Annotated in this window: 28 protein-coding genes; 11 read left to right on the top strand and 17 right to left on the bottom strand. The window is 61.0% G+C overall.

Going from position 1 to position 25,069, the window contains the following annotated elements; all coding sequences use genetic code 11:
- The first annotated feature begins 19 nt into the window (after positions 1-19).
- The gene (locus J3P97_RS06365) at positions 20-202 is read left to right on the top strand and encodes a helix-turn-helix transcriptional regulator (RefSeq protein WP_189674036.1); all 183 of its coding nucleotides are present in this window, start codon (positions 20-22) and stop codon (positions 200-202) included.
- Here the strand turns inward: J3P97_RS06365 and J3P97_RS06360 are convergent.
- Both J3P97_RS06360 and J3P97_RS06355 read right to left on the bottom strand, forming a co-directional pair.
- The gene (locus tag J3P97_RS06360) at positions 199-1,437 is read right to left on the bottom strand and encodes a tyrosine-type recombinase/integrase (protein WP_434673698.1); all 1,239 of its coding nucleotides are present in this window, start codon (positions 1,435-1,437) and stop codon (positions 199-201) included. The genes J3P97_RS06365 and J3P97_RS06360 overlap by 4 nt on opposite strands.
- Before the next feature lie 488 nt (positions 1,438-1,925).
- Positions 1,926-2,402, bottom strand: coding sequence for an Lrp/AsnC family transcriptional regulator (locus tag J3P97_RS06355; RefSeq protein ID WP_434673697.1), 477 nt, complete (start codon positions 2,400-2,402; stop codon positions 1,926-1,928).
- 144 nt (positions 2,403-2,546) lie between these two features.
- Between J3P97_RS06355 and J3P97_RS06350 the strand changes: the two genes are divergently transcribed.
- The 3 genes from J3P97_RS06350 to J3P97_RS06340 all read left to right on the top strand — a co-directional run bounded on the left by J3P97_RS06350 (position 2,547) and on the right by J3P97_RS06340 (position 4,078).
- Positions 2,547-3,176 carry a LysE family translocator gene (locus J3P97_RS06350; RefSeq protein WP_434673696.1) on the top strand — a complete coding sequence of 210 codons (630 nt, stop codon included), beginning with the start codon at positions 2,547-2,549 and terminating at the stop codon, positions 3,174-3,176.
- Between the two features lie 275 nt (positions 3,177-3,451).
- On the top strand, positions 3,452-3,667 hold the full coding sequence (locus J3P97_RS06345) for a type II toxin-antitoxin system HicA family toxin (protein WP_434569512.1): 216 nt from the start codon (positions 3,452-3,454) through the stop codon (positions 3,665-3,667).
- Entirely contained in the window at positions 3,668-4,078 is a 411-nt protein-coding gene (locus J3P97_RS06340; RefSeq protein WP_434569513.1) for a type II toxin-antitoxin system HicB family antitoxin, read from the top strand.
- A gap of 146 nt (positions 4,079-4,224) precedes the next feature.
- Here the strand turns inward: J3P97_RS06340 and J3P97_RS06335 are convergent, their stop codons facing one another.
- Positions 4,225-4,371: a hypothetical protein gene (locus J3P97_RS06335; protein ID WP_434569514.1), complete on the bottom strand. Its 147-nt coding sequence runs from the start codon at positions 4,369-4,371 to the stop codon at positions 4,225-4,227.
- Between the two features lie 176 nt (positions 4,372-4,547).
- Here J3P97_RS06335 and J3P97_RS06330 point away from each other — a divergent pair, with 176 nt between their 5' ends.
- Complete coding sequence (locus J3P97_RS06330) at positions 4,548-4,952, top strand: low affinity iron permease family protein (protein ID WP_305496244.1); 405 nt, start codon at positions 4,548-4,550, stop codon at positions 4,950-4,952.
- Positions 4,953-5,003: 51 nt separating this feature from the next.
- Here J3P97_RS06330 and J3P97_RS06325 read toward each other — a convergent pair whose 3' ends face one another.
- From J3P97_RS06325 to J3P97_RS06315, 3 genes are all read right to left on the bottom strand, one after another.
- Complete coding sequence (locus J3P97_RS06325) at positions 5,004-5,912, bottom strand: SDR family oxidoreductase (RefSeq protein ID WP_434569516.1); 909 nt, start codon at positions 5,910-5,912, stop codon at positions 5,004-5,006.
- A gap of 78 nt (positions 5,913-5,990) precedes the next feature.
- Complete coding sequence (locus J3P97_RS06320) at positions 5,991-6,494, bottom strand: DUF4142 domain-containing protein (RefSeq protein ID WP_305496246.1); 504 nt, start codon at positions 6,492-6,494, stop codon at positions 5,991-5,993.
- Between the two features lie 348 nt (positions 6,495-6,842).
- On the bottom strand, positions 6,843-8,192 hold the full coding sequence (locus tag J3P97_RS06315) for a diguanylate cyclase domain-containing protein (RefSeq protein ID WP_434603032.1): 1,350 nt from the start codon (positions 8,190-8,192) through the stop codon (positions 6,843-6,845).
- Positions 8,193-8,425: 233 nt separating this feature from the next.
- Here J3P97_RS06315 and J3P97_RS06310 point away from each other — a divergent pair, with 233 nt between their 5' ends.
- Positions 8,426-9,445 (top strand): DUF4917 family protein, encoded by a 1,020-nt coding sequence (locus J3P97_RS06310; RefSeq protein WP_434673695.1) that lies wholly within the window; start codon positions 8,426-8,428, stop codon positions 9,443-9,445.
- A 164-nt stretch (positions 9,446-9,609) separates the two neighbouring features.
- Here J3P97_RS06310 and J3P97_RS06305 read toward each other — a convergent pair whose 3' ends face one another.
- From J3P97_RS06305 to J3P97_RS06285, 5 genes are all read right to left on the bottom strand, one after another.
- Positions 9,610-10,191 carry a DJ-1/PfpI family protein gene (locus J3P97_RS06305; RefSeq protein WP_434673694.1) on the bottom strand — a complete coding sequence of 194 codons (582 nt, stop codon included), beginning with the start codon at positions 10,189-10,191 and terminating at the stop codon, positions 9,610-9,612.
- Positions 10,192-10,410: 219 nt separating this feature from the next.
- A complete protein-coding gene (locus J3P97_RS06300; RefSeq protein ID WP_434569521.1) occupies positions 10,411-11,628 on the bottom strand; it encodes a class I SAM-dependent methyltransferase in 1,218 nt (405 codons plus the stop codon).
- Between the two features lie 289 nt (positions 11,629-11,917).
- Positions 11,918-12,535, bottom strand: coding sequence for a TPM domain-containing protein (locus tag J3P97_RS06295; RefSeq protein WP_434673693.1), 618 nt, complete (start codon positions 12,533-12,535; stop codon positions 11,918-11,920).
- Between the two features lie 27 nt (positions 12,536-12,562).
- Complete coding sequence (locus tag J3P97_RS06290; protein WP_434673692.1) at positions 12,563-13,300, bottom strand: TPM domain-containing protein; 738 nt, start codon at positions 13,298-13,300, stop codon at positions 12,563-12,565.
- An 89-nt stretch (positions 13,301-13,389) separates the two neighbouring features.
- Positions 13,390-13,998 carry a LemA family protein gene (locus tag J3P97_RS06285; RefSeq protein ID WP_305496253.1) on the bottom strand — a complete coding sequence of 203 codons (609 nt, stop codon included), beginning with the start codon at positions 13,996-13,998 and terminating at the stop codon, positions 13,390-13,392.
- A gap of 260 nt (positions 13,999-14,258) precedes the next feature.
- On the opposite strand from J3P97_RS06285, the gene bglX reads away from it, so the two are divergent.
- The gene (bglX, locus tag J3P97_RS06280; protein WP_434673691.1) at positions 14,259-16,550 is read left to right on the top strand and encodes a beta-glucosidase BglX; all 2,292 of its coding nucleotides are present in this window, start codon (positions 14,259-14,261) and stop codon (positions 16,548-16,550) included.
- Positions 16,551-16,682: 132 nt separating this feature from the next.
- Here the strand turns inward: bglX and J3P97_RS06275 are convergent, their stop codons facing one another.
- From J3P97_RS06275 to J3P97_RS06255, 5 genes are all read right to left on the bottom strand, one after another.
- Complete coding sequence (locus J3P97_RS06275; protein ID WP_434569525.1) at positions 16,683-17,840, bottom strand: phospholipase D-like domain-containing protein; 1,158 nt, start codon at positions 17,838-17,840, stop codon at positions 16,683-16,685.
- 1 nt (position 17,841) lies between these two features.
- On the bottom strand, positions 17,842-18,432 hold the full coding sequence (locus tag J3P97_RS06270) for a YceI family protein (protein WP_434673690.1): 591 nt from the start codon (positions 18,430-18,432) through the stop codon (positions 17,842-17,844).
- A gap of 117 nt (positions 18,433-18,549) precedes the next feature.
- A complete protein-coding gene (locus tag J3P97_RS06265) occupies positions 18,550-18,861 on the bottom strand; it encodes an amidase (RefSeq protein WP_434603023.1) in 312 nt (103 codons plus the stop codon).
- Positions 18,858-19,952, bottom strand: a complete 1,095-nt coding sequence (locus tag J3P97_RS06260; protein WP_434673689.1) for a serine hydrolase domain-containing protein — start codon at positions 19,950-19,952, stop codon at positions 18,858-18,860. The genes J3P97_RS06265 and J3P97_RS06260 overlap by 4 nt, the downstream gene beginning before the upstream one ends.
- Positions 19,953-20,135: 183 nt before the next feature.
- Positions 20,136-21,008, bottom strand: a complete 873-nt coding sequence (locus J3P97_RS06255; RefSeq protein ID WP_434673688.1) for an acyl-CoA dehydrogenase — start codon at positions 21,006-21,008, stop codon at positions 20,136-20,138.
- 151 nt (positions 21,009-21,159) lie between these two features.
- Here J3P97_RS06255 and olsB point away from each other — a divergent pair, with 151 nt between their 5' ends.
- Together olsB and J3P97_RS06245 are read left to right on the top strand one after the other, a co-directional pair.
- Positions 21,160-21,915 (top strand): L-ornithine N(alpha)-acyltransferase, encoded by a 756-nt coding sequence (olsB, locus tag J3P97_RS06250; RefSeq protein WP_305496260.1) that lies wholly within the window; start codon positions 21,160-21,162, stop codon positions 21,913-21,915.
- Entirely contained in the window at positions 21,915-22,709 is a 795-nt protein-coding gene (locus J3P97_RS06245; RefSeq protein ID WP_434673687.1) for a lysophospholipid acyltransferase family protein, read from the top strand. The genes olsB and J3P97_RS06245 overlap by 1 nt, the downstream gene beginning before the upstream one ends.
- A 117-nt stretch (positions 22,710-22,826) precedes the next feature.
- On the opposite strand, the gene J3P97_RS06240 is transcribed toward J3P97_RS06245, so the two are convergent.
- The gene (locus tag J3P97_RS06240) at positions 22,827-23,411 is read right to left on the bottom strand and encodes an ACP phosphodiesterase (protein WP_434603020.1); all 585 of its coding nucleotides are present in this window, start codon (positions 23,409-23,411) and stop codon (positions 22,827-22,829) included.
- A gap of 152 nt (positions 23,412-23,563) precedes the next feature.
- On the opposite strand from J3P97_RS06240, the gene J3P97_RS06235 reads away from it, so the two are divergent.
- Both J3P97_RS06235 and J3P97_RS06230 read left to right on the top strand, forming a co-directional pair.
- Positions 23,564-23,866 carry an ArsR/SmtB family transcription factor gene (locus J3P97_RS06235; protein ID WP_014336977.1) on the top strand — a complete coding sequence of 101 codons (303 nt, stop codon included), beginning with the start codon at positions 23,564-23,566 and terminating at the stop codon, positions 23,864-23,866.
- Positions 23,867-23,883: 17 nt separating this feature from the next.
- A complete protein-coding gene (locus J3P97_RS06230; RefSeq protein WP_305496263.1) occupies positions 23,884-25,050 on the top strand; it encodes an MFS transporter in 1,167 nt (388 codons plus the stop codon).
- Positions 25,051-25,069 lie beyond the last annotated feature (19 nt).

The raw sequence follows: 25,069 nt of genomic DNA, 5'->3' as shown, positions 1-25,069 counted from the left end.
GAGTAAGCTGGATCGATTTATGAGGGAACGGGATGTAATCGCCGTTACATCCCTGTCACACGCAACGCTTTGGCGGGCAATGAAAAGCGGACGATTCCCACGCCCGGTTTCGATTTCTCCCGGCCGAGTCGGATGGCGAGAATCTGCAATCGTCGCCTGGCAGCAAAACCCCACAGAATGGAAACCAACTGAGGCCGCTTAAGCGGCCTCATTATTTGGCAGTGTTCCCGTGATTACGTTCTTCTGCAGCCAAAGTGACCACCGCTGCAGGCCGGACTTTTTCTCTTTGAAGTAGGTGTACCGATCGTAATGTTTTGATCCAACATCGCCGAACGCATGCCCTTGAATGCGATCCTTCAATTCCTTATCGAGCCCCGCTACGCCCATCAGGGTTTTGCATGTGCGGCGAATGTCGCGCAGGGTGAAAGGACCGTTGAATTTCTCGGTGTGACGGCCGTAGAGCTTTGTAACCGCCCGGGACAGCGATTGGGTGTGCAGCGCCTTACCATCTGCCTTGCCTATGAAGGGATAGGCACTGGATTCGCTGACTTCATCCATCACCTTCAGACTTTGGCGCATCAGTTTGTTGAACGGCACGACGTGTAAAGACCGCTCCCCCTCGATACCCTTGCCCCCGCTTTTCCCCTTTCTATTCCGGATTATCAGGTGATCCTTGAGGTAGTGGCGCCGCTCGGTTGCCAAAACTTGCTCCGGCCGCTGGCCACCGGATGCGATCAGGAATTTCAGCAGCTCGGATGTCACCAGGCTCAAATGCTCCGGTAATAACTGCCAGAGCGTCGCCAGCTCCTCCGTAGAAAGGGCCCTATCACCAGGCTGTTCCCAGTCGTCCTGAACCGGCACGCTGGCCACCGGGTTACTCACCAGGCCAAACCGCACCTGGACCTTGAGATAACTGCGCGGGTTGTATTCCTGCTCCAACCCCACCTGGAAAGCTGCATGCAGCTGTGACCTGACGCGATTGCAATAAGTGGTAATGCCGGCGTCGATCATCTTTACGATGATGTTGCGAATCTGGACGGGACCAATGAGGGAGGCTGGCTTGCTGACCAGGTCCGGGAACGGATCTGTCACATAGTGCTTGAGAGACCACTTAACATCGCCGGCCGATGCAGCTCCCTCGGTTTCGAGCTTCTTCACATACTGATCAAGCAGATCCTGGAACGTACCAGGTGAGGCTCGCACTCCTTTTTCCTCACGGCATTTATCCCGGGCGATCGTGAGTTTCATTTCCGGCCAAGTACCGAGCTTGGTCATTTTCTTTTTACCAGCGACATGACGTTGGAAATAGAACTCTTTGGTCCCGCTGGGCCGGACCTTAAGCACGAGCACCCCTTCGCCTTTCGCCGTGCGGCCATCTGAGATGACGAAGTCCCTTTCGCGAGGTTTGAGCGCCTGAATCTGCTTTTCCGTGAGCATTGGTGACAGTTCCTGGTGACAGTCGGCCTGATCTAAGGTGATAGCGCGTGAAACAACACGATTGAACACCCCTCTCTGAGAGCCGCGATTCTACTGGGCTACAGACCGAAATTGATATCCCCTGTGACACCCTGAGACTGCACTAGTAAAAGCTTCCCAAGCTGATAACGAGGGTTCGATTCCCTTCACCCGCTCCAATCGAATTCTGGTCCCGCGTCGTGATGGTTTTGACGGGGGATAAAAAAACCGGCTCCTGGTGGCCGGTTTTTTTTGGCCTGATTTTTTGGTTGGCGATGATCTGGAATGAACAGGTCAGCGGCTTTATCCGAAGGCTGTTGCGAGACGTTGCGCACCCTTGACACCGGACCGTTGCAGGAAAGACAGATCATAATCTCAAGAACGAGGGACTCCCGTGGCGAGGGAGCTTGCTCCCGCTTGAGTGCGAAGCGCTCACAAGAGTGGCTGCTTTCGGCATTGCAGCAACAGCCTCACTCCCCCGCCAAATGCCCCAACGGCAACGGGCCCGGAGCCTTCACCGTGTTGATCGCAAAATTACTGCGAATGTCACTTACCCCCGGCAGCTTCAGCAGCTTGCCCGTGACAAATCGGTCATAGGCCCGCAAGTCCGGCACCACCACTTGCAGCAGGAAATCCGACTCGCCTGACACCAGGAATGCCGAGATCACTTCGGGTAGCGCGGTCACCGCCAGGCGAAATGCCTCGGCTCGTTCATCGGTGTGCCGTTCGACCTTGATGCCGACAAAGATCGTCATACCGAGGCCCACTTCATCGCGATCCAGGATGGCTTGATAGCCGCGGATCACTCCCGCTTCCTCGAGCATCCGCACGCGGCGCAGGCATGGCGAGGGGGACAGGCCGATTTCTTCGGCCAGTTGTACGTTGCTCAGCCGGCCGTCCCGCTGCAGTGCAGCGAGAATTTTTCGGTCGAAGGCATCTAGTTTCATGTTTGGCACTTTCCAATTGGATGGCTCGGTTGCTCGGCAGGTTATGCCAATTCCAAGAGCTTTAGAAGCTGATTACGCAAGCACCTGCCCTACCCTTCAGCCATAGACTGGCCTCTCTAATCCATTGATTGCGGGGGTCATGCAATGACAGAGCTCTGGTTGTTTTTCATGGCGTTAACGGTGGCGTATCTGTTGCCCGGGCCGGACATGATCCTGGTGCTGCAAACCGGCGCCCGTCAGGGCAAGGCTGCGGCGCTGGCGACGGCGGTAGGCTTGGGGATTGCCCGGGCATGTCATGTCGCGCTGGCGGCAATGGGGCTCTCGGTGTTGTTCAAGACAGCGCCCTGGACCTTTGATGTAGTGCGCCTGGCCGGGGCTGCGTATCTGGCGTGGATCGGGTTCCAGTGTTTGCGGACCACGTTGGTGCCAAGCTTTGAAGGAGCTGACGCCGAGGTCGGAAAGCGACAGTGGTACCAAGCGATACAGCGCGGCCTGCTGACCAACCTGCTCAATCCCAAGGCGCTGCTGTTTTGCTCAGTGTTGCTACCGCAGTTCATCGACCCACAGGGCGGGCCGGTGCTGGGGCAATTCGCGATGCTCGGTTTGGTGCTGGTCGGCGTCGGCCTGCTGTTCGACAGCGCCTACGCACTGGTGGGCGTCGTGCTCGGACGCTGGCTTCAGCGATCGCCTTCGGCCCAACGTGTGCAGCAGTGGTTGTTTGGCAGCCTGCTGATTGGGTTTGCGGTACGGCTGACGTTTGTGCAGCAGTCGTAGGTCCTGTGGATATGTCTGCGAATCGCTGAAACCGGGGCTGCTTCGCAGCCCAGCGGGAGCAAGCTCCCTCGCCACGGGTTGCGATCCCCCAAATGTTCCTTGCGTCTCACATCTGGAAATAGACCCAATTCGACTCTCCGTCGCCTTGTCCTGCGCCGCTTCTAGACTTCAGGACGTAGATCCCACTCGATCCCGGTCGTCGCTAACGGTGGTTATAGTGTTGATCATTTCTTTCCAGTAGGTATAGTACCTACCACACACACCACGGAGGTGTTGTGAACAGCCGATTCCTGATAAGCCAGATTGTTGCGGATGGTTGGTACCTGGTACGGATCCGAGGCAGTCACCACCATTTCAAGCACCCGACCAAACCGGGACTGGTTACGGTTCCTCATCCCAAGAAGGATCTGCTCAAGAAAACGGCCATCAGTATCTTGCAACAGGCCCTGCTTCAGACGGCCAGTTGCCCAGCTTCCCCGGAGGACGATTGAATGCTTTACCCGATTGCGATTTCCATGGGCGATGAGCACCACGCCTGGGGCGTTGAAGTGCCGGATATCCCTGGTTGTTTTTCCGCAGGCGATGATCTGGACGATGCCATGGCCATGGCGCGCGAGGCCATCGAAGGGCACTTTGAAATTCTTGCCGAAGATGGTTCGCCCATTCCGCCGGCCAACACCGTGACGCTGCACGCGGCCAATCCGAAATATGCCGGGTGCGCTTGGGCATTGGTGGACATTGATGTGACCAGATATCTGGGCAAGGCGCAGAAACTCAACATCACCCTGCCCGGCTACCTGCTGAACCGTATCGATGAATATGTGCTGCATCATCCGGAGGAAAAAAGCCGGTCAGGCTTCCTGGCATCGGCGGCACTCAAGGTTTTGCAACAAGGACGCTGAGCAATACCTGCCGAAACACAAGAACCTGTGGGAGCGAGCCTGCTCGCGAAGGCGTCGGATCATCAACCTAAATTGACTGTTCCACCGCATTCGCGAGCGGGCTCGCTCCCACAGGTTTGTACATAGCCCGGCCTGGGCTATGTCATTTATTTGCTCTCTGACTTGGATTCCTGCATCTGCACCGAAGACTTGGTGCCGTCGGTGTTGTCCTTGGTCTCGTTATCCGAATTGTCAAAGCAGCCCTGCAGTGCGAACAGGCAACAGGCGAGGCAGAAGGTGCGGGTGAGGTTCATGGTGTTCTCCGTCGATGAAGGCTTTAAGGAGTGACCATCAGGCAGAGCAAATGGTTGCGCCAGTCTTCGTCCCGAACGATGAACGTCGACGGAGGTTCGGATTGAAATGTAAGTAGAATTTTCGCCGCTTCGTTGCTGTCACACCAGACAGGTGCATCCACTGAGGAAACACGGCAATGACGTTCGCAAAGATTGCTCAAAAACTGGCCCTGTGGGCAGGAAGTCCCAAGACCTTTCTCGGAGCTATTGTGTTGTTGGCGCTCTGGGCCGCCAGCGGACCGTTCTTCGGTTTCAACGACACCTGGCAACTGATCATCAATACCTCGACCACGATCATCACCTTCCTCATGGTTTTCCTGATCCAGAACACGCAAAACCGCGATACCGATATCCTGCATCTGAAAGTCGACGAATTGTTGCGCGCGACCAAGGACGCGCAGAATGCAATGCTCGGTCTCGAGTCGCTGGACCTCAAGCAACTGGAAGCGTTGCGCAAGCGCTACCAGGACATGGGCAAAGACGAGGCCAAGAGCCTTGACGGCGTGGAACAGGAAAACAAGGTCGACCTGAACCAGTGCTGAAAGCAGATGCGCGAGCGTTGTTGCAACGCTCGCGCATCCGAATGCCGCGCATCAGGGCAACGGATTCCCACCCGTCACGCCAAACACTTCTCCGGTGATATAACTCGACTCCTGCGAGGCCAGCAGCACGTACAGCGGCGCACATTCCGCTGGCTGCCCCGGACGCTTCATCGGAACCTGGGAGCCGAATGTAGGAATCTTCTCCCTAGGCTGTCCGCCGCTGGGTTGCAGCACCGTCCAGATCGGCCCCGGAGCCACGGCATTGACCCGGATTCCCTTGCTGATGACCTGTCCGGCCAACGCCTTGGTAAACGCCACGATCGCCGCTTTGGTGGTGGCGTAATCGAGCAGCGTCGCGGACGGATCGTAGGATTGGATCGACGCGGTATTGATGATCGTCGCCCCGGCCGGCATCAGCGGTATCGCGGCCTTGCAGATCCAGAACATCGCGTAGATGTTGGTTTTCATGGTGTCGTCGAATTGCGCGGTGGTGATGTCCGCAATGTCCTTTTGCGCTTCCTGCTTACCGGCGACGTTGACCAGGATATCCAGGCCATCGAGCTCCTGCTGCGCCATCTTCACCATCTGGACGCAGAACGCTTCGTCCTTGAGATCTCCCGGAATCGCAATGGCCTTGCGGCCTTCGGCCTTGATCAGCTCGATGACTTGCTGCGCGTCGCGTTCCTCGCTGGGCAGATAGTTGATAGCTACATCGGCGCCTTCGCGGGCATAGGCAATGGCCGCCGCGCGACCGATCCCCGAATCGCCGCCCGTGATCAGCGCCTTGCGCCCCTCCAGGCGACCGAAGCCTTGATAGGTTTTTTCGCCGTGATCGGGCTGTGGTTCCATGTCCTGGTCAATGCCGGGAGGAGATTGCGGCTGGTCGGGGAATTCCGGACGAGGGTATTGGGTCAGTGGATTCTGCATCGCGTATTGGTTGGGTTCTCGGCGTGTAGACATCGAGGTTCTCCTTTTCGGCGGGCAAAACAAGCCGGGACGCTGGCGTCCCGGTCCTGAGGTAAAAACAGGTGCGGCAAATCAGCGACTGGCCTGCAGCGCCCTGGCCATCTCGAGATGCGTCTGCAATTTGGGCAGGGTTTCGTCGGCGAACGCCTTGATCTCCGGCACGTTGGTGGTCTGGGCCTGTTGCTGGATCTGCTCGATGGCTTCCTCAGTGGCCTTGACCTGGCTGGCGGCATACGCCGCTTCGAACGACTCGCCCTCGGCCACTTGCGGCATCAAGGTCTTGGCCTTGTCCGCGACTTCTTCCCGGGGCGCGACGGGCAAGTCGAGCTTCTTGGCGATTTTCGCCAGGTGTTGGTTGGCGGTAGTGCGGTCGTTGATCACCATGATGGTGTAATCCTTGACCTCCCTTGATTCCGCCTTCGAATGTGCGGCACGGCTGGCTTCGATGTCAGCCATGCCTTTGGCGGATGCATCGTTGATGAATTCGGCAGGTGACTGGGCCCAGGCACTGCTGGCACCCAGGCCCATCAGCACGACAACACTGGTGGTGCGTAAAAAGGTGGCCATCCGGCTCATGGTCACGCCCTCCTCTGATAGAAAGTTGCGACAGGGTTTCCCCCGCCGCTGAATCAGAACCACCGTTGAATATTCAGCGAGCCGTGCGATCCGGCTTGCGGCCGATCTCAGCCTTCAGCGGACTTTTATCGACACTCGCGGTGGTGGTTCTCCCACTTTTGCGACCCGCTTCAGACACCTTCGTTCGATCATGAGCAGTGTTTCCCGGATAAATGTTGCTTGACCCGCGCATGCTCGAGCCCTCCGTATTGCATGAATGATGGGCATGCCTGCCCCGTATTTCATTTGAAATGAGTCGGCATTCAAGGTTTGGAAAAAGCGCTGGCGCGACGACGAACGGTGAGGTGGTCAGATGCCGAAGGCCCGGTGATTGTGGCGTTTGGCTGCGTACATCGCCTCGTCGGCGTGGCGGAACAAGGTGATGTCTTCCGTGCCGTGTTCGGGGAAACACGCCACGCCAATGCTCGGTTCGATGCTCAGGCAATGACCGTCCAGCCGCAGCGGCTGGGCCAGCGCGTGACGAATCTGCTCCTGCACCCGGTCGGCGTCTGCCACGCTCTGGATGCTATGGAGCAGCACCACAAATTCATCGCCACCGATGCGTGCGACGGTGTCGGTGTCACGTATGCAACCCTTGAGTCGGCTGGCCACCGCTTGCAGCAGCATGTCGCCAACGGCATGGCCGTAGGTGTCGTTGATCTGTTTGAAGCGATCCAGATCGATGTAGAGCAATGCCATCCGCCCCGATGCAACACGGGCCGTGGTCAACGCGGCCTTGAAGCGGTCACGCAGCAACTCGCGATTGGGTACCTGAGTGAGCTGATCGTACTGCGCCATGTGCTGCAACCGGGTATGCAGTTGCTGGCGCTCGATGGCAATCGCAATCTGCACGCAAACATACTGCAGCAATTCCTTGTCCTGCTCGGTGTAGCGCTCGTTATCCGCCGCGCTCTTGACGATCAACGCGCCAATCGTGCCGCTCTGCGAATTCAGTGGCACACCCAGCCAGCACGGCGCGTCCGGTTTCGCCACGAGGTCGTGCAGCTCCACGGGCAACGAGCTGGAGCCGGGCGTCAGCAGGATCGGCTGGCCGCTGCGTATGACTTCGGCACACAAACGCCCGATGGTCGTACCCGGCAGTTCCGGCTGCCGCTCCCGGTCGTCGACGTGATAGGGAAAGTTGAGCTGGGCACATTGCTCGTCATACAACGCCACCGAAAAATTCAGTGCTGGCAGCCACTCGCCGATTATCAAATGGATACGTTTGAACAACGCCAGCAGGTCGGCAGCCGCATGGGCGGCCTCGGAGATCGCGTACAACGCGGCCTGCCGAGACTCCGCCAGCTTGCGCTCGGTGATGTCCCGCGCCACGGCGATCCGCAATTGGTCAGGCTCGGACCAGCGCGCCGACCAGAGGATATGGACGACCCCACCGTCCTTGCGCAGATAGCGGTTCTCGAAATTGAGCTTGGGCTCTCCACGCATGACTTCGCGCGCCGCGTCAAGGGTCCGCTCGCGGTCGGCAGGGTGGACCATATCGATCATCGAACGGCCGATCAGCTCCTTCGGCGTGTAGCCAAAGATCCGCTCGCTGGCGGCACTGACAAACACGAAACGCCCCAGGGCGTCGACGGCGCACACGGCATCCATCAGCAGATCAAGGTAACCGGCCAGCGGCGTGGAGTTTCGAATATCCATGGCACAGAAGCCATCCGGGAATGCAGCAATGAACGAACCGGGAAATCGCCAGGCCAGCGCGCGCCCTGAATACCGGTGAGGATAGCCCAGGCGCCCGATCCGCCGCAGTAAACCGCTCGACCAGAACGCCTTAAAGGTTATCGGCCGGTCACGACGTATCTTGATCTGGCTCAAGACTGGGTCGTGATAAAGTCGGGTCCTGCCCTTTGCCACGTTTTGAGATGACCTTCGCAATGACCGATTTCCAGGAATACGACGCCCGGCTCGACAATTGGGAGACGTTGCGCACCAACACCGCTTTCAGCGGCCTGCTGGTGGGCAATGGCGCGAGCCGCGCCGTGTGGGACGATTTCGGCTATGACTCGTTGTTCGAGAACGCCCGCACCGTCGAGGAAAAACCACTGAGCCCTTCGGAACTGAGCGTCTTCGATGCGCTGCAGACCCGCAGTTTCGAGCAGGTACTGGGCGCGTTGAAAACCACCAGCCGGGTCAACAAGGCCCTGGCCGTCAGCTCCGCCGCCCCGCGCAATCGCTATTACGCAATCAAGGAAGCCTTGATCAACACCGTGCACGCGGTGCATATCCCCTGGCGACTGGTGCAACCCTCGACCCTGGGAAGTCTCAATCAGGAGCTGGGCCGCTACCGCACAGTGTTCACCACCAACTACGATCTGCTCAGCTATTGGGCGATCCAGCATACGCCCGAGACCCTGACCGATCTGTTCCTGGGTGCCGATCACAGCTTCGATCCGAGTCGGACCAGTACAGACAAGCCGCGTCTGTTGTATCTGCACGGCGGCCTGCATTTGGTGCGCAACCAGGACGGCACGGCACGCAAGCTCGCTTCCACCGAAGGCACGCTGTTGGGCAGTTTTGCCATCAACAACACCCTCAAGACCCTCGACGACGTGCCGCTTTTTGTCAGCGAAGGGCCGAGCCAGGACAAACTCAAGACCATCCGCAGCAGCGATTACCTGTCGTTCTGCTACGACCAGTTGCTGCACCACGACGACAATCTGTGTCTGTTCGGCCATGCCTTGGGCGAGCAGGACAGCCATATCGTCCATGCCCTGCGCCAAGCGGCGCCGAGGACGGTGGCCGTCTCGATTTACCCGCGCAGCCAGGCGTTCATCCAGCATCAGAAGCGGCATTACGCCAGATTGTTCGAGGGCCTGGACACGCAACTGCGCTTCTTCGATGCCAAGACCCACCCACTGGGCGATCCGAAGCTGGCGGTGCCGGTGGAGGTCTAAATCCGACGGGGCGGCGCAGAACCGTGGCGAGGGAGCTTGCTCCCGCTCGACTGCGAAGCGGTCGCCATTTACGCGATGGGACCGCTTCGCGCTCCAGCGGGAGCAAGCTCCCTCGCCACAAGAGCTCACTCTATCGGACGAGTGCGGCGCGTAGCCCCTGGCTTCTACAAGGTAATGGCCGTGCCCAGCAGCGTCAGGAACCCCGCCAGCCAGTTCGGATGGGCGGGCCACGCCGGTGCCGTGGCCAGGTTGCCTTGGACATGGGCTTCGGTCACTGGAATATTGATGAACGTCCCGCCGGCCAGGCGCACCTCCGGAGCACAGGCCGGATAGGCACTGCATTCGCGCCCTTCCAGGATGCCTGCCGCCGCAAGCAATTGCGCCCCATGGCACACCGCGGCGATCGGCTTGCCCGCCAGGTCGAAATCGCGCACCAGTTGCAGGACGCTTTCATTCAGGCGCAGGTATTCCGGCGCACGACCGCCCGGTACCAGCAGTGCGTCATAGTCGCTGGCCTGGACGCTGGCGAAATCATGGTTGAGGGCAAACAGATGCCCTGGCTTCTCGCTGTAGGTCTGGTCGCCTTCGAAATCATGGATCGCGGTGCGCACCGTCTGCCCGGTGGTTTTGTCCGGGCACACCGCATGCACTGTGTGGCCGATCATCTGCAGGGCCTGAAAAGGCACCATCACTTCATAATCTTCGACGTAATCGCCGACCAGCATGAGGATTTTCTTCGCGGCCATGGCATGGGCTCCTTTGGGATGCGTGGGGGGAACGCATTAAAGGTAGTCCGCAGCAGCGATCTCCCGAGATTAACTGACGGATTGCACCTTCAGAAATGGCGAATGAACCTGTGGGAGCGAGCCTGCTCGCGAAGGCGGTGTGTCAGCTCAGTAACTACTGGCTGAAATAATGCTTTCGCGAGCAGGCTCGCTCCCACAGGGTTCGGGGCGGGCAAACTGTCAGGCGAGGTAGCCGTCAGCCCGCAGCAGCGTTTCCAGGCAATGTTCGGTGATGTGGTAAAACGCCTTGAGCTCTTCGATCCTGGCAAGAAGTTCGGCAGGATCCACCGGCTCGGCGCGCTTGACCGCCAGGATCATCTTGTTCTTGTTGGTGTGGTCCAGGGAGATGAACTCGAACACCTTGGTCTCGTAGCCACAGGCTTCGAGGTACAGCGCCCGCAGGCTGTCGGTGACCATTTCCGCCTGTTGGCCCAGGTGCAGGCCATATTGCAGCATCGGCTTGAGCAGCGCCGGGCTCTGGATCTGCAGGCGGATCTGCTTATGACAGCACGGCGAGCACATGATGATCGAGGCCCCCGAGCGGATGCCCATGTGGATCGCGTAGTCGGTGGCGATGTCGCAGGCATGCAGGGCGATCATCACGTCCACTTCACGCGGCGCGACGCTGCGCACGTCACCGTGCTGGAACTCCAGGCCCGGATGCTCTAGCCGCGCGGCGGCTTCGTTGCACAGCTTGACCATGTCCTCGCGCAATTCGACGCCTGTCACCAGCCCCTCGGCCTGCAAGGTGTTGCGCAAGTAATCATGGATGGCGAACGTCAGGTAGCCCTTGCCCGAGCCGAAATCCGCGACCCGCACCGGTTTGTCCAGCGCCAGCGGCGAAGACGTCAACGCGTGGCTGAAGACTTCGATGAACTTGTTGATCTGCTTCCACTTGCGCGACATCGCCGGAATCAGCTCGTGCTTGTGGTTAGTCACGCCCAGGTCGGCGAGGAACGGCCGGCTCAGATCGAGGAAGCGGTTTTTCTCACGGTTGTGCCCCGCGGACGGCACTTCCCGCAGCTGCTGGGGCTTGCTCTTGAACAACGAGCTCTTGCCCTTCTTGCTGTACTCCAGCTGCGCCTCGTCAGTGATTGCCAGCAGATGTGCGTTCTTGAACGAGGCCGGCAACAGCGCGGCGACCGTCTCAACGCCTTCGACCAGCGGGAAATTCTTGGTGATGTCGCGCGTCTTGTAGCGGTAGACGAAGGACAGGCACGGCTGATCCTTGACCGTCAGTTGCTTGATGATCAGCCGCTGCAGATCGGCTTCGTCACCGACGTATTTGGCCAGCACGAGCTTGATGAAGGCGTTCTGCCCAAGGCTGGCCTGCAACAGCTCGATGAACTGGGCGTGGTGATCCGGCGCGGGACGGGCGGAAGTTGCAGTGACGGACATGGAAAAGCGGCCTCGGGGCGGGCGGATCGGGAATGGCGGGTATTTTAGGGGGGATGGGAGGCCAGGGCACGGGGAATTTCCCCAACGGTGCAAAAGCGAGAATCCATCTTCATGGTCAGCCAGGCTTTCGTGGCGAGGGAGCTTGCTCCCGCTCGACTGCGAAGCAGTCGCCTGACTCCAGGCCTGACTCAACCTTCAGACCGATGGGGAGCGCTTCGCGCTCCAGCGGGAGCAAGCTCCCTCGCCACAAAGGCGCTCCCGCCACAACGGTGTCCGGCAGAAAATAGTGTCAACCGAGCACCACCAACCGATTCGGCAACTCATTGCGCGCATGGGTCACCGGCACATGCGCCTTGAGCAGTTCGCCGCAGGCTTCAATGCACGTCACAAAGCCTTGCAACGTCTGGCCCTGGCGAACCTGCTGGGTAAATGCCGCGACAATCGCCTCCCAATGCTTATTGTCGAGTCGCTTGGAAATGCCCTCGTCCACCAGGATTTCCACATACCGCTCGGCCTCGCAAACGAAAATCAGCATGCCTGTGCCGTCCACCGTATGGTGCAGGTTCTGCTCGAGAAATTGCCGGCGCGCCAGGTTCGACGCTCGCCAGTGACGTACTGAGCGAGGGATCAGGTACGTGGTGATAGCAGGCAGGCGAAACAGCAGGCACAACCCGATGAAACTGCCCCACTGCACCAACAGCAAGCTGTGCGTGGTCAGCCAGCCCGTCAGGTAATGCGCCACGCCGGGCACCACCAAGGCCAGCAGGCTGGCCCAGAGCAGTGGGATGTAGGCGTAGTCGTCGGCGCGGGCAGCGAGCACCGTCACCAGTTCGGCATCGGTGTCGCGCTCGACCCGGGCAATGGCCTCGGCCACCTTGCGTTGTTCGAGTTCAGTCAGTAATGCCATGTCAAAAATGCCTGCTCATTATTATGCTCACCAGCCGCCCGACGAACCGCCGCCACCAAAACTGCCACCGCCACCGCTGAAGCCACCGCCACCGCCGCCGCCGAAACCGCCACCGCCGCTTCTGGAGCTGCCACCGCCGGAACCGCCACTGCTCGGCAGGATACCAAGCACCTGGCAAACGCCTATCGTCAGGATGAGCAGCATCGCCAGGAAGATTATCAGCCCCGCATGCCGGTCGATGAAGTCGCCCTCACCCTGCCCTCCCACGTCATACGCAGGGGCTGGCTCATCCAGCGGACTGCCGCCCAACACCACAAGCATCGCCGCGACGCCGTCGCTGATGCCCTTGTTGAAATTTCCCGTCTTGAATGCCGGAGTGATGACTTGATTGATGATGACCGAGCTCTGGGCATCGGTCAGCCGATCTTCCAGGCCGTACCCCACTTCGATCCGCAGTTTACGGTCATCGCGGGCGACGATTAGCAGCGCGCCGTTGTTTTTATCCTTTTGCCCGATGCCCCAGTGGCGGCCTAGTTGGTAACCGAAGTCTTCAATGCTGGCGCCCTGCAGGTCCGGCAGGGTGACGACAACCACCTGTTCACTGGTGGCCTGCTCATGGGCCTTGAGTTGCGCATCGAGTTGCGTGCGCACCGAGGGCTCCAGCATCTGGGCGGTGTCCACCACCCGCCCGGTCAATGCCGGGAACTTCAATTCGGCCTGGGCCGTAACTGCGAACACCCAGAGCAACAGCACAAGCAGCGTCAAGCCCCAAGCTCCAAGCCTTGAGCTGCAAGCAGAAGCAGTACGCGTTGCCTGAGCTTGAAGCTTGCAGCTTGAAACTTGAAGCTGCTTCATCAGAATTTCACCTCAGGCGCTTTTTCGGCATTCGGGCTGGTCGCCTCGAAGGTTTCGCGGATCGGCAAGTCGCTGTACATCACGCTGTGCCACAGGCGGCCGGGGAACGTGCGGATTTCGGTGTTGTACTTCTGCACCGCCAGGATGAAGTCGCGACGCGCCACGGCAATGCGGTTCTCGGTGCCTTCGAGTTGCGATTGCAAGGCCAGGAAGTTCTGGTTGGCCTTCAGGTCCGGGTAGCGCTCGGACACCACCATCAAGCGGCTCAACGCCCCGCTCAACTGGTCCTGGGCTTGTTGGAACTGCTTGAGTTTTTCCGGATTGTCCAAGGTATTGGCATCGACCTGGATCGAGGTGGCCTTGGCCCGCGCTTCGATGACTGCGGTCAGGGTTTCCTGCTCATGCCGGGCATAACCCTTGACGGTTTCCACCAGGTTAGGGATGAGGTCGGCGCGGCGTTGGTATTGGTTCTGCACCTGGCCCCAGGCCGCCTTGGCCTGCTCGTCCAGCGTCGGGATGTTATTGATGCCGCAACCGGCCAACAGCGTGGTGAACAGCATCAGGGCCAGCATTTGCAGGCCGCGAAGGTGGTTCAGTCGTGGATTCATCGGATCGAGCGCTCCCTTGCATTGCATTAAAAAAACACCGCCACCTATCTTACCGGCGTCTGGGGCATAATCGCCGCCGCACTGGATTGAATCGGGTCGATGGGCTAAAAGATGCCCGGTGCGAAACTTAGTTCATCCCCATGGGTTCGAAAGTGTGCTGCATTTATCCGGATACACCCGAACAACAATAGCCGCTCCTCACATTCAGGCTGACCGGCGTGTCCTGTTCACCGCCCTTTAGGCTTGCGAGAAAACCATTCATGAAGAAGCTGTGTCTGCTGGGCCTGTTTGTCACCCTGGCCACTCAACCTGTATTAGCCGACAACCTGCCAGCCCCCATAGATAACAAGGACGCTTTCATCAGCAACCTGATGAAGCAAATGACCCTCGAGGAAAAGATCGGCCAACTGCGCCTGATCAGCATCGGCCCGGAAATGCCCCGGGAGATGATTCGCAAGGAAATCGCCGCGGGCAACATCGGTGGTACGTTCAACTCCATCACCCGCGACGAAAACCGTCCGATGCAGGACGCGGCCATGCGCAGCCGGTTGAAGATCCCGATGTTCTTCGCCTATGACGTGATCCATGGCCACCGGACCATTTTCCCGATTCCCCTGGCCCTGGCTTCAAGCTGGGACATGGACGCCATCTACCGCTCCGGCCGTATCGCGGCCAAGGAAGCGGCGGCCGACAGCCTGGACATCACCTTTGCGCCGATGGTGGATATTTCCCGCGACCCGCGCTGGGGCCGCACCTCCGAAGGTTTCGGCGAGGACACTTACCTGGTGTCGCGCATTGCCGGGGTGATGGTCAAGGCATTCCAGGGCAGCGGCGCCAACGCCGCCGACAGCATCATGGCCAGCGTCAAGCACTTCGCCCTGTATGGCGCGGTGGAAGGCGGCCGGGACTACAACACCGTGGACATGAGCCCGGTGAAAATGTACCAGGACTACCTGCCGCCCTACCGCGCCGCTATCGACGCCGGTGCAGGCGGGGTGATGGTCGCGCTGAACTCCATCAACGGCGTGCCGGCCACCGCCAACACCTGGCTGATGCACGACCTGTTGCGCAAGGAATGGGGCTTCAAGGGCCTGGCCGTCAGCGACCACGGGGCGATTTTCGAGTTGATCAAGCATGGCGTCGCCCGGGACGGTCGCGAAGCGGCAAAACTGGCGATCAAGGCCGGCATCGACATGAGCATGAACGACTCGCTCTACGGCAAAGAGCTGCCAGGACTGCTCAAGGCTGGCGAAATCGAGCAGAGCGATCTTGATAACGCGGTGCGTGAAGTGCTGGCCGCCAAGTACGACATGGGCCTGTTCAAGGACCCGTACCTGCGCATCGGCAAGGCCGAGGATGACCCGGCCGACGTCTATGCCGACAGCCGCATGCATCGCGCCGATGCCCGTGACGTGGCGCGCCGCAGCCTGGTCCTGCTGGAAAACCGCAACCAGACCCTGCCCTTGAAGAAGACCGCGAAGATCGCCCTGGTCGGTCCGCTGGCCAAGGCGCCGATCGACATGATGGGCAGTTGGGCCGCCGCCGGTCGCCCGGCCATGTCGGTCACCGTGTACGACGGCATGGCCCGTGCGCTGGGCGGCGAGTCGAAGCTGATCTACGCCCGTGGCGCCAACATCACCGGCGACAAGAAGGTGCTCGACTACCTCAACTTCCTCAATTTCGACGCACCGGAAGTGGTGGATGACCCGCGCCCGGCCCAGGTGCTGATCGATGAAGCGGTGAAAGCCGCCAAGGAAGCCGACGTGGTCGTGGCCGCCGTGGGCGAGTCCCGTGGCATGTCCCACGAGTCCTCGAGCCGCACCGAGTTGAACATCCCGGCCAGCCAGCGCGAGCTGATCAAAGCCCTGAAAGCCACCGGCAAACCCTTGGTGCTGGTGCTGATGAACGGCCGTCCGCTGTCGCTGCTGGAAGAACAACAGCAAGCCGATGCGATCCTGGAAACCTGGTTCAGCGGCACCGAAGGCGGCAACGCCATTGCTGACGTGCTGTTCGGCGACTACAACCCGTCGGGCAAGCTGCCGATCACCTTCCCACGCTCGGTCGGGCAGATTCCTACCTACTACAATCACCTGAGCATCGGCCGGCCGTTCACGCCGGGCAAGCCGGGCAACTACACCTCGCAATATTTCGACGACACCACCGGCCCGCTCTACCCGTTCGGCTATGGCTTGAGCTACACGACGTTCAACCTGTCGGACATGGCCTTGTCGTCCACCACGCTGAACAAGACCGGCAAGCTCGACGCCAGCATCACCCTGGAAAACACCGGCGAGCGTGACGGTGAAACCGTGGTGCAGCTGTACATCCAGGACGTGACCGGCTCGATCATCCGTCCGGTGAAAGAGCTGAAGAACTTCCGCAAGGTGATGCTCAAGGCCGGCGAGAAGAAAGTCATCCACTTCACCATCACCGAAGACGACCTGAAGTTCTTCAACGCCCAGCTCAAGTACGCCGCTGAACCGGGCAAGTTCAACGTGCAGATCGGCCTGGATTCCCAGGACGTGAAGCAGCAGAGTTTCGAATTGCTCTGAGCCAGCCGCACCGCAATGCCCCTGTGGGAGCGAGCCTGCTCGCGAAGGCGATCCTTCAGTCACTGCATCATTGACTGTCGGACCGCTTTCGCGAGCAGGCTCGCTCCCACAGTTGTATCTGTGGTGTCTGGACTAACCCCGTCGATCCAGCAGATTCACCACCAGCCGGTCCACCCATCCCCACAACCGTTGCTTGACGCGCTTCCACAGCGGCCGACGCTGCCAGGCGTCGAGACTCACTTGCAGGCTTTGGTCGAAATCGCGCTCAAAACTGGCCGCCACGGCCTTGCTCAGTCCTGAGTCCAGTGCTTCCAGATTGGCCTCCAGGTTGAAGCGCAGGTTCCAGTGATCGAAATTGCACGAGCCGATGCTGACCCAATCGTCCACCAGCACCATTTTCAAATGCAGGAAACATGGCTGGTATTCATAGATCTTCACACCGGCCTTGAGCAGGCGCGGGTAATAACGGTGGCCGGCGTAGCGCACGGAGGGGTGATCGGTGCGCGGGCCGGTCAGCAGCAGACGCACATCGACGCCCCGAGCGGCGGCCTTGCGCAAGGAGCGACGCACGTTCCAGGTCGGCAGGAAATACGGCGTGGCCATCCAGATACGTTTCTGGCCGCTGTTTAACGCCCGGGACAGTGATTGCAGGATGTCGCGGTGCTGGCGGGCGTCGGCATAGGCCACCCGGCCCATACCCTCGCCCACCGGCGGAACACGGGGCAAGCGCGGCAAGCCGAAATTGGAAGCCGGTTTCCAGGCCCGACGATGGCGGTTGGCGAGCCACTGGCGGTCGAACAGAAGCTGCCAGTCGAGCACCAGCGGGCCGACGATTTCCACCATCACCTCGTGCCAGTCGCTTTGGTCTTCCAAAGGGTTCCAGAATTCGTCGGTGACCCCGGTGCCGCCGACCACCGCCAGGCGCTGATCGACCAGCAGCAGCTTGCGATGGTCGCGGTAAAGATTGCGCACCCAGCGACGCCAGCTCAGGCGATTGTAGAACCGCAGCTCCACACCTGCCTCGACCAGGCGATTGCGCAGGCCCAGGGTAAACGCCAGGCTGCCGTAGTCGTCGAACAGGCAGCGCACGCGAACACCCCGCTCGGCGGCCTGGACAAGCGCCTGGACCATCGCCTCGGCGCAAGCGCCCGCCTCCACCAGATACAGCTCCAGTTCCACCTGCTCCTGGGCGCGGGCGATTTCCACCAGCATGCGCGGAAAGAACTGCGGACCGTCGATCAGCAACTCGAAGCGATTGCCTTCGCGCCAAGGGAATACCGGACCGCTCATGTCAGCGCGCCGTGAAGATCAGCACCGCATTCACCGGCACCGACAGGCTGATAGTCGACAATCCGGCCAGTGCGCGCAGCTTTTCCAGGCCCGGCGCCAGGCCGAAATCCGCCGCGTTGAGCACCACCGGCTCCAGGGTCACGACCTGGAAGCGTCGCTCATCCAGGCGCGTCGCCAGCAGTTGCACGTTGTATTCGTGCTGCTTGCCATGCAGGTCCACCGTTACCGGCAGGCGCAGCTCCAACTGTGCGCCGTTGGCCAGGTCCTGGATCGGCATCAAGTCAAGCTGCGCGGTGACGGTGGCTTCGGCAAACTGCTTGATCTCGAACAGCTCGGCGCGCATGCGTTCGTCCCGCAGCGGGACGCCGCTGTTAATGGACTCCAGCTCGACCTCCAGCCGCGCCAGGCCCTTGGGCTGGACCTGGCCATGAAGCACCAGAAAGCGCTGGACCTCGGACACATTGCCGTTTTTGCTGCTGATAAACGAAAGCCGCGACGATTCGCCGTCCAGGTACCAATCGGCCTGGGCCGGCAATGCGGCGCAGGCCAGCAGCAACGTGATGACAGCGTGGGGGAGAAACCGCTTGAACATACAGACTCGGAGGGCAGAGAAACCTGTGGCGAACCTTAACCGGGACGAGGGCGATTGCAAACTGTCGGTTTCGACAACTGCCTTGGCTCGCCACAAAGGCAGTCCTTGAATCAGCATTCAGGGTTCCAACCGGCACCCCTGCCGCTCGCCGATCCAGCGCGCACTGTGGCTACGCCCCAACCCGCTGACGGTGACGCGTCTGGCTTCAACGGTCTCGAAAAAATCGCTGACGGGAACCGACTGCTTCACGTAGCCCCGGCAATACTCGGCTGGCTGCCGCATCACATAGCGGCACGAGCAATACTCCTTGGCGGTGTACGCGCTGATAATGCCGGGAAAGGCCTGCAGGGCCACCCGTTCCAGCCAGACCCAACCGAACAGGGCAATGAGCAGCACCGACGCCAGGCTGAGCAACACGTTGCGTCTCATGGTCGTACCGCCCCGGCGAAGGCCGCCATGGCGCGCTTGAGCAATTCGTTGTGGCGGTAGCTGCCGTCGCGGTCATCGCCGTAGCGCACGATCACTAGCCTGGCGCTGGGAATGATATACAGCGCCTGGCCCCAGTGACCGAGCGCGGCAAACGTATCCGGCGGTGCGTCAGGCCATGGGCGGAGGGTGGCGTCGGCACCGCGATTGAGCCACCAATGCCCGCCAGGCACGGCTTCGTCCTGTCCCGCCTGGAAACCGGCGAAAGGCTCGCGATTGAATGCTATCCAGTCTTTCGGCACCAGTTGCCGGTCGCCCCAGCGGCCATCGCGCTGCATCAACAAGCCGACACGCGCCAGGTCCTGCGCCGTGAGGTAGGCATAGGACGACCCGACAAACGTGCCGCTGGCGTCGGTTTCCCAGGTCGCGTGGCGGATGCCCAGCGGTTCGAACAGGGCCGTCCAGGGGTAATCGGCATAGCGCGCCGGGCCGACGATGGTTTTCAGCGCCGCCGCCAGCAGGTTGCTGTCGCCACTGGAGTAACGGAACACTTGCCCGGGCGGGCCGAAGCTTGTGCTCGCGGCAGTGAACGCCGCCATGTCGTGGCGCCCCCGCGTGTAGAGCATCGCCACGACCGAGGAGTTGAGTGGCGCGTATTCGTAGTCTTCCTGCCAGTCCAGGCCGGAAGTCCAATGAAACAGATCGGCCAGGGTCATGTCCGGGTGTCGCTGCAGCGGCGGGTAGTACTTGGCAGCAAGATCATCCAGGGCAAACAGCCTTTCGCCGTAGGCCACGCCGAAGATTGTCGCCAGCAGGCTTTTACTGATGGACCAGGTCAGGTGCGGAGTCTGGGCGGTCGTGGGTCCGGCGTAGCGTTCATAGACCAGTCGGCCGTCCTGGATGATCAGGAGCGCGTCGGTGCGGATGCCCTCGCGGGTGCTGTCATCCCTTTGGGTAAAGGCGTATTGCTCCAGCGCTTCGAGGGCCGGCCCAGTGGGCGTCGGGCCGGTTGGCCATTGTTCTGACGGCCACTCTTCAGCGCGGGCTGTGAGGGTCAACAGCAACAGCGGGAGCAACAGCCAGCGTCTGGACATGCGTGGGGCTCGCAGGATTTAACCTGCAGAGCCTAGCCGGGCTTGATGACAGTTTGAGTGTGGAGGGCGCCCGGTGGGAGCGAGCCTGCTCGCGAAAGCGCTGGATCAGTGGCATGGATGCAGGCTGACACTCCGCTATTCGCGAGCAGGCTCGCTCCCACATAGATCCCGTCGCTCCAAAGGCTAGCCCAACGCCTTGGCCAACCGCTTGGCCCGCGCGCCCGCCGCGATGTCCATGACTCCTTTGTCGCGCCCCCACATTTCTCGCCACGACGCCGGCCCAGCAGCCAGTGCCTCATTCAATTCGGCATCAAGCCCCTTGAACTGCGCGAACAGCCCACCCAGCAGCACATGCCCGGCCGCACTGGACGGATTTTGCCGACTCACCTCCGCGCACCCCGCCAGCAAAGCCAACAGACGCAGTTGCAAGGCCTGCGGCCAATCGCACTCCTGGCCCACACCATAGAGCCAGGCAGCCATTGCACTGAGCACATAAAGGTCTTCCAGGGTACGGAACGGTTTGACGTAGGCATCCCAGCCGTCACCTGGCAGCACTTCGCACAACGCGCCATCGAGCAATACCCGAGCATGGCCGATGTCCGGCATCAAGGGGATGGCGGGGAGTTTTTCCAGGTTCACTCCAGGTTCTCCGCCATAGACCACCACCAGCTTCAGCCGCGGTGCTTCGCCGGCCGCTTCGCTTCGGGCCGCGATCAGCAGCCATTCGGCGGCATCGCCCGCGGTGACGAAATCCTTGCGTCCATTCACCCGCAAGTCGCTGAGACGGGTCTGCATATCCGCCGGGCGCAGGCTGCGCTGCTCGGTGGCGCACAAGGCGCCGAGGCTCTGCGGCGCGCTTGGCCAGAGCGCCCGCAGGGCCGCCTGGTAGCCCACCAGGAACGCCAGCCCCGGCGTGGCCATCAACCTTGCGCCGGCCACGGCCAGCTCGAATGGCGTGACCGGCCCCAGCCGTTGCAACAAGCTCGCGTGACCTTCCGCCAGATCCATGAAGGCAGGCAACCGCTCGCCGCGTTCGATCAGGGTTTGCCAAGGCATGGGGGTTCCTCGTGGGCTGTCATATAAGCATCACCAAAGCTTCATGGCGATGACACCGGGGCTACATAGCCTGACTTTGCACACATGGCTGCATAAAGAAAGTCGATTGGCTCACCCCAAGACGGGTGTAAAGCCCGCACGGAGATTCGCTATGACTCAGATCGCCCGCATCAGCGACACCGGCAATGAACGCCGCCTGCAAGCCGAACGCCTGATTGGCGCCAAGGCCTTGCAAGAAGCACAGGCCCTGCGCTTCAACGTCTTCAGCGGCGAATTCAACGCCAAGCTCAAGGGCGCGGAACTGGGTCTGGACATGGATGACTATGATGTTCACTGCGCCCACATCGGCGTACGCGACCTGAACACCGGCCGCCTCGTGGCGACCACCCGCTTGCTCGACCACCAGGCCGCCAGCAGTCTGGGCCGGTTCTACAGCGAAGAAGAATTCAGCCTGCACGGGCTGGTCCATCTCCAGGGTCCGATCCTGGAAATCGGCCGCACCTGCGTCGACCCGGCCTACCGCAACGGCGGTACCATCGCGGTGCTCTGGGGCGAACTGGCCGAAGTCCTCAATGAAGGCGGCTACAGCTACCTGATGGGTTGCGCGAGCATTCCGATGCAAGACGGCGGCATCCAGGCCCAGGCGATCATGCAACGCCTGCGCGAACGCTACCTGTGCACCGAACACCTGCAAGCCGTGCCGAAAAAACCCTTGCCGGCACTCGACGTTCCGTCCAACGTCATCGCCGAGATGCCACCGCTGCTCAAGGCGTACATGCGCCTGGGCGCGAAGATTTGCGGCGAGCCGTGCTGGGACGAGGATTTCCAGGTCGCCGACGTGTTCATCCTGCTCAAGCGCGACGAACTCTGCCCGCGTTATGCCCGTCACTTCAAGGCGGCGGTGTGATGAGCCGGCTGCGGGTGTACGCGCGAATCGCGCGCGTGTTGCTGGTCGTAGCGCTGGGCCTGGCCATGGCCAGTGTGTTCGGGCTGCTGGAACGCCTGGGGCTGGCCCATTCGATGGTGCGCCGCCAGCGCTGGTCGAGGTTTTTCATGGCGCGACTGAGCAATGCCCTGCCCTTTCGCGTCACCGTTCATGGACACCTGCCAAAACAGCCGATGCTGTGGGTCAGCAACCATGTGTCCTGGACCGACATTCCGCTGCTGGGCATGCTCACGCCGCTGTCGTTCCTGTCCAAGGCCGAAGTGCGCACCTGGCCGGTGGCTGGATGGCTGGCGGCCAAGGCCGGCAGCCTGTTCATCCGGCGCGGCTCGGGCGACAGCCAGTTGATTCGCAAACAGATGAGCCGCCATCTGGAGCAAGCGCATCCGCTGCTCATGTTCCCTGAGGGCACGACCACCGACGGACGTTCGCTGCGCACGTTCCATGGTCGTCTGCTGTCGGCGGCCATCGATGCCGACGTGGCCTTGCAACCGGTGGCGATCCGTTACCTGCGTAACGGCGAACCCGACTTGCTGGCTCCCTTCATTGGCGATGATGACCTGCTGTCACATCTGATGCGCCTGTTTGCCAATGACCTGGGCGATGTGGAAATCCACTTGCTGAAGCCCATCGCCTGCCACGGCCAGGAACGCGCGGCCCTGGCGTTCCAGGCGCAACAGGCGGTGCACAAGGCGCTGTTCGGAACGATTCCAGAGAAACAGCAAGCGCCGGTACGGCCTGCGGCGATTGCGGCTTGATCCGAAGCCTCTGAACTCCCACCCTGTGGGAGCGAGCCTGCTCGCGAAGACGGTGTGTCAGCCAATATTTTTATCGACTGATGCACTGTCTTCGCGAGCAGGCTCGCTCCCACAATATCAATTTTGCGGTGTGATCTGATTCTGTGCAAAATCCTGCAACTGCGGATAGAACAACCGAAAATCCTCGCTCAACGGCTCATACAGCCTGACCAACTCCGCCATCGCCCCGGCCAGTTCCTCGGGCCGCGACAGGCGCCGGGAAATACCGCGCAGCACCTGCCCGAGCACGTCGAATTCCTTATAGGAACCCAACCAGTCATCCGCCGCCATGAACGGCGCGATCTGCGCCAGGCGCCCGGGCAGTTGCGCTTCGGCGGCGAGCACCTGGTAGACCCGGGAAGTGAAGTCCAGCAACGGCCCTTCGCCGTACTGCGCCCAGTCGCGGGCCAGGCAATGGTCGAAAAACACATCCAGCACGATCCCGGCATAACGCCGGCGGACCGTGGAGAAGCGCGACAAGGCGATATCCACCAACGGATGGCGATCGGTGTACATGTCGATGCGTCGATGCAGGGCGATCGCCGCTTCGATCTGCGGAGTGAATTGCCCCTGCAGCGGCCCTTTGACGAAATCGCCGTAGAGGCTGCCGAGCAGTTGTTCCCGGCCAGGGCCGCCGAGGTGCAGGTGTGCGAGATAGTTCATGGCGGGCAGCTTACCATCGCCACGCCTATATCGTTATAACCCGATATAGCGATTTGTTGGTCCCTCAGATCAAATACATATTGGTATATCGCGAAGCAACGATTTAAGGTTCGCCTCATCGCGATATAGCGTTATACATAAGAGCTGCCCCAATGACCCTCGACCTCGACGAAATAATAAAAGCCCTGGCGCACCCAGTACGGCGAGACATTCTCAACTGGCTCAAGGACCCCAAGGTCCAGTTCCCCGAACAGTTGCACAACCATGAATTCGGTATTTGCGCCGGCCAGATCGATCAGCGCTGCGGCCTTTCGCAGTCCACGGTATCGGCGCATCTGGCGGTGTTGCAGCGGGCGGGGTTGATCACCAGCCAGAAGGTCGGTCAATGGCACTTCTTCAAACGCAACGAGGACGTGATCCAGCAATTCCTCAAGCAAATGAGCCAAGAGCTCTGACCTGACAAGGATTCGAAATGCCCCTTTCACTCTTGATCCTGGCGCTTAGCGCCTTCGCCATCGGCACGACGGAATTCGTCATCATGGGCCTGTTGCCCGATGTGGCGGCGGACCTCGGCGTATCGATTCCCGGCGCCGGCTGGCTGGTGACCGGCTATGCGCTGGGCGTGGCCATCGGTGCGCCGTTCATGGCAATGGCCACCGCGCGGCTGCCGCGCAAGGCTGCGCTGGTGGCGCTGATGGGGATCTTCATAGTCGGCAACCTGCTCTGCGCCGTCGCCAGCGACTACAACGTACTGATGTTCGCCCGGGTCGTCACTGCCCTGTGTCACGGTGCGTTCTTCGGCATCGGCTCGGTGGTGGCGGCCGGCCTGGTGGCGCCGAACAAGCGCGCTTCGGCCGTGGCCCTGATGTTCACCGGCCTGACCCTGGCCAACGTGCTCGGCGTACCGCTGGGCACCGCACTGGGCCAACAGGCCGGCTGGCGCTCGACCTTCTGGGCCGTGACGGTCATCGGTGTGATCGCCCTGATCGGTCTGATCCGCTTCCTGCCGGCCAAGCGCGACGAGGAAAAACTCGACATGCGTGCCGAGCTGGTGGCGCTCAAGGGCGCAGGCCTGTGGCTGTCGCTGAGCATGACCGCGTTGTTCTCCGCCTCGGTGTTCACGCTGTTCACCTACGTCGCCCCTCTGCTCGGCGAAGTCACCGGCGTTTCGCCCCGTGGCGTGACCTGGACCCTGGTCCTGATCGGCCTCGGCCTGACGCTTGGCAACATCATCGGCGGCAAGCTGGCGGACAAGAGCCTGGCGAACACGCTGATGGGCGTCTTTTTGACCATGGCGCTGGTGTCCACGGTATTGAGCTGGACCAGCGTGGCGCTGATCCCGACTGAAATCACCCTGTTCCTCTGGGCCACCGCCTGCTTTGCCGCCGTGCCGGCCCTGCAAGTCAACGTGGTGACCTTCGGCAAAGCCGCGCCAAACCTGGTGTCCACCCTGAACATCGGTGCCTTCAACATTGGCAATGCCTTGGGTGCCTGGGTCGGCGGCAGTGTCATCGACCATGGCCTGGGCCTGACAGCCGTGCCCCTGGCCGCCGGCGCGCTGGCCGTGCTGGCGCTGCTGGTAACCCTGATCACTTTTCGCCAGGGCGGCAATGCCGACCTGGCCCCTGCCACTCACTGACTTTTAACCCTTCACTTGC

The sequence above is a fragment of the Pseudomonas sp. R1-15 genome, assembly GCF_051132085.1.
Taxonomy (GTDB): domain Bacteria; phylum Pseudomonadota; class Gammaproteobacteria; order Pseudomonadales; family Pseudomonadaceae; genus Aquipseudomonas.
The sequence above is the reverse complement of the archived record's forward strand: the minus strand, read 5'-3'. Positions and strand labels throughout refer to the sequence as shown.

What these genes read in the sequence shown, in the direction of transcription:
- J3P97_RS06260 (WP_434673689.1), bottom strand. Translation starts at nt 19,952, where the DNA reads ATGTCCAGACGCTGGCTGTTGCTCCCGCTGTTGCTGTTGACCCTCACA.
- J3P97_RS06340 (WP_434569513.1), top strand. Translation starts at nt 3,668, where the DNA reads ATGCTTTACCCGATTGCGATTTCCATGGGCGATGAGCACCACGCCTGG.
- J3P97_RS06230 (WP_305496263.1), top strand. Translation starts at nt 23,884, where the DNA reads ATGCCCCTTTCACTCTTGATCCTGGCGCTTAGCGCCTTCGCCATCGGC.
- J3P97_RS06315 (WP_434603032.1), bottom strand. Translation starts at nt 8,192, where the DNA reads ATGGATATTCGAAACTCCACGCCGCTGGCCGGTTACCTTGATCTGCTG.
- J3P97_RS06265 (WP_434603023.1), bottom strand. Translation starts at nt 18,861, where the DNA reads ATGAGACGCAACGTGTTGCTCAGCCTGGCGTCGGTGCTGCTCATTGCC.
- J3P97_RS06330 (WP_305496244.1), top strand. Translation starts at nt 4,548, where the DNA reads ATGACGTTCGCAAAGATTGCTCAAAAACTGGCCCTGTGGGCAGGAAGT.
- J3P97_RS06270 (WP_434673690.1), bottom strand. Translation starts at nt 18,432, where the DNA reads ATGTTCAAGCGGTTTCTCCCCCACGCTGTCATCACGTTGCTGCTGGCC.
- J3P97_RS06355 (WP_434673697.1), bottom strand. Translation starts at nt 2,402, where the DNA reads ATGAAACTAGATGCCTTCGACCGAAAAATTCTCGCTGCACTGCAGCGG.
- J3P97_RS06275 (WP_434569525.1), bottom strand. Translation starts at nt 17,840, where the DNA reads ATGAGCGGTCCGGTATTCCCTTGGCGCGAAGGCAATCGCTTCGAGTTG.
- J3P97_RS06240 (WP_434603020.1), bottom strand. Translation starts at nt 23,411, where the DNA reads ATGAACTATCTCGCACACCTGCACCTCGGCGGCCCTGGCCGGGAACAA.
- J3P97_RS06365 (WP_189674036.1), top strand. Translation starts at nt 20, where the DNA reads ATGAGGGAACGGGATGTAATCGCCGTTACATCCCTGTCACACGCAACG.
- J3P97_RS06305 (WP_434673694.1), bottom strand. Translation starts at nt 10,191, where the DNA reads ATGGCCGCGAAGAAAATCCTCATGCTGGTCGGCGATTACGTCGAAGAT.
- J3P97_RS06235 (WP_014336977.1), top strand. Translation starts at nt 23,564, where the DNA reads ATGACCCTCGACCTCGACGAAATAATAAAAGCCCTGGCGCACCCAGTA.
- J3P97_RS06295 (WP_434673693.1), bottom strand. Translation starts at nt 12,535, where the DNA reads ATGGCATTACTGACTGAACTCGAACAACGCAAGGTGGCCGAGGCCATT.
- bglX (WP_434673691.1), top strand. Translation starts at nt 14,259, where the DNA reads ATGAAGAAGCTGTGTCTGCTGGGCCTGTTTGTCACCCTGGCCACTCAA.
- J3P97_RS06335 (WP_434569514.1), bottom strand. Translation starts at nt 4,371, where the DNA reads ATGAACCTCACCCGCACCTTCTGCCTCGCCTGTTGCCTGTTCGCACTG.
- J3P97_RS06300 (WP_434569521.1), bottom strand. Translation starts at nt 11,628, where the DNA reads ATGTCCGTCACTGCAACTTCCGCCCGTCCCGCGCCGGATCACCACGCC.
- J3P97_RS06285 (WP_305496253.1), bottom strand. Translation starts at nt 13,998, where the DNA reads ATGAATCCACGACTGAACCACCTTCGCGGCCTGCAAATGCTGGCCCTG.
- J3P97_RS06360 (WP_434673698.1), bottom strand. Translation starts at nt 1,437, where the DNA reads ATGCTCACGGAAAAGCAGATTCAGGCGCTCAAACCTCGCGAAAGGGAC.
- J3P97_RS06255 (WP_434673688.1), bottom strand. Translation starts at nt 21,008, where the DNA reads ATGCCTTGGCAAACCCTGATCGAACGCGGCGAGCGGTTGCCTGCCTTC.
- olsB (WP_305496260.1), top strand. Translation starts at nt 21,160, where the DNA reads ATGACTCAGATCGCCCGCATCAGCGACACCGGCAATGAACGCCGCCTG.
- J3P97_RS06325 (WP_434569516.1), bottom strand. Translation starts at nt 5,912, where the DNA reads ATGTCTACACGCCGAGAACCCAACCAATACGCGATGCAGAATCCACTG.
- J3P97_RS06350 (WP_434673696.1), top strand. Translation starts at nt 2,547, where the DNA reads ATGACAGAGCTCTGGTTGTTTTTCATGGCGTTAACGGTGGCGTATCTG.
- J3P97_RS06245 (WP_434673687.1), top strand. Translation starts at nt 21,915, where the DNA reads ATGAGCCGGCTGCGGGTGTACGCGCGAATCGCGCGCGTGTTGCTGGTC.
- J3P97_RS06320 (WP_305496246.1), bottom strand. Translation starts at nt 6,494, where the DNA reads ATGAGCCGGATGGCCACCTTTTTACGCACCACCAGTGTTGTCGTGCTG.
- J3P97_RS06310 (WP_434673695.1), top strand. Translation starts at nt 8,426, where the DNA reads ATGACCGATTTCCAGGAATACGACGCCCGGCTCGACAATTGGGAGACG.